Raw genomic sequence first — 1,702 nt, forward strand, 5'->3', positions numbered from 1 at the left:
CACGTCGTCGGCGTCGTCCACCAGGAAGCGGATCAGGCTGTCCTTGCCGGGCGCGCAGGGCGCGAGGCTGCTGCCCAGGCCGATCTCGAGCGCGGCGGCGCCGGTGTCGCGGTAGCGGCTCAGGCGCGGCAGCGCCAGCGCGGCGAGCGTGATGCGGTGCCGCGCGACCGGGGCGTAGGTAGCGTCATTCTCCAGCGCGAGCGGGGCGGCGGCAGGCGGGGCGGCGAGCGGCATTGCGGTCATCTCGCTCTCGGCAATGCTGGCCTCGCGCGGCTTCCATACCGAGGGCGCGCGCGCTAGCACGGCGCTCGGCGCCTTTGCCGGGTTGGCCCGTGCCGGCGTGCCTGCCCGGCTGATTCTGAGGAGCAGGCGCTGGCCGGCGCCGTCGCCATTTGCCTTCCTGCGGATGACGTAGTAGCCGCCGGCCGCGTCGAAGCGGCAGTCGAGCGTGTCCTTGGGGCGTACCTGCACTTCCATCTCGCTGTCGGCGCCGTCGTTGATCAGGAGGATGCCACCTTCCGCACCGAAGGGCCAGCCGGGCACCGCGAAGGTGGCATTGGCCTCGTCCTGGCCGACCACGGTCAGGCGCTGGTTCGGGTACACCGCGCACACCGGCTGCCAGATGGCGCTGTCGCGCGAGGCCGTCACCGTGTACAGCAGCTGTTCGCCCGGGGCCGGCAGGTAGACCGCGTGGCCGAACTTCACCTTGACCTCGCCGTTGGCGACGGCATCGTTGCCGACCACGTGGTAGCGCACCTCGTCGCCCCCGAGCAGGTCGCCGAAATCCTTCTGGTGCAGGGCCGCCAGCGATTGCGCCAGGTCGCGCACGCGCGCGCCGCGGGTCAGGTGGCGGTCGTCGTCGACCTCGTCCTGCGGCAGCATCAGCGTGACGTGGGAGAAGCAGCGGGTGGCGGCGCGCCCGCGCTGTTCGCGCGGCGAGCGCTCCAGCAGGTCGCGCAGCAGCGGTCGGCGCGAGAACAGCGCCAGGCCCGGGGCCTGCCACAGCGCCTCGGCATTGAAGACATCGTCGACCCTGGCTAGGACTTCGTGTTGGACGTAGACCGGCATGTTGGATTCTCCTCGAAAGATTGAACGCTCGCCACGCCGAAGGCTAGCAGGGGGCAGATGAAAAACAGCAGGTGCGAGCCGCCTCTCGAGAGAAAGCTCATCGGCTGGCCCATGATGGGAAACAGCGCCAGGTTGGTGCCCCAGGACAGCAGGAAATGCCCGCCCAGGAAGGCCGCGCCGCCGGCCAGCAGGAAGCACTGGAAACGCCCGAGCCAAGCGCGGCGGAAGTCGCCGGCCCCCAGGGCGCCCTGCCACGCGGCGACCGCCGCGTGCAGCAGGCAGCCGAGCAGCGCGGCCTGCAGCGCCCACAGTAGCAGGCCGCCCAGCAGGCCGTGGCGGTTGAGCAGGAAGGAAGGCGCGAAGTCGTCCTGTACCGCCGGGATGCGCAGCGCTTCTCCGCCGGCCTGGCCGAGCGACGCCAGGCCGAGCAGGCCATCCGCACCGAGCCAGCCGCCGCCGGCGACGGCGCGGGCGCCGAGCAGCATCTGCTGGCCGGTGTGCGGGTGGGCGGCCGGATCGGCCCAGACCTGGAAGCGTTCGGCATAGAAGCCGCCGCTCAAGCCCGGGCCGACCGACTGCAGGGCCAGCGCAGCGCCCAGCAGTGCGCAGCACAGGCCGCCCGCGAGCGCGGCCT

At 72.1% G+C, this 1,702-nt stretch carries 2 protein-coding genes; both read right to left on the minus strand.

Annotation, left to right across the window (positions count from 1 at the left end; genetic code table 11):
- Positions 1-1,068, minus strand: a 1,068-nt coding sequence (locus B2R83_RS01555) for a hypothetical protein (RefSeq protein WP_292037925.1), incomplete at its 3' end; no start/stop codon positions are given.
- On the minus strand, positions 1,038-1,702 hold a 665-nt coding region (locus tag B2R83_RS01560), incomplete at its 5' end, for an FtsW/RodA/SpoVE family cell cycle protein (protein ID WP_292037926.1). The genes B2R83_RS01555 and B2R83_RS01560, both read right to left, overlap by 31 nt.

It is taken from the genome of Massilia sp. UBA6681, assembly GCF_002454935.1.
GTDB lineage: Bacteria > Pseudomonadota > Gammaproteobacteria > Burkholderiales > Burkholderiaceae_D > Telluria > Telluria varians.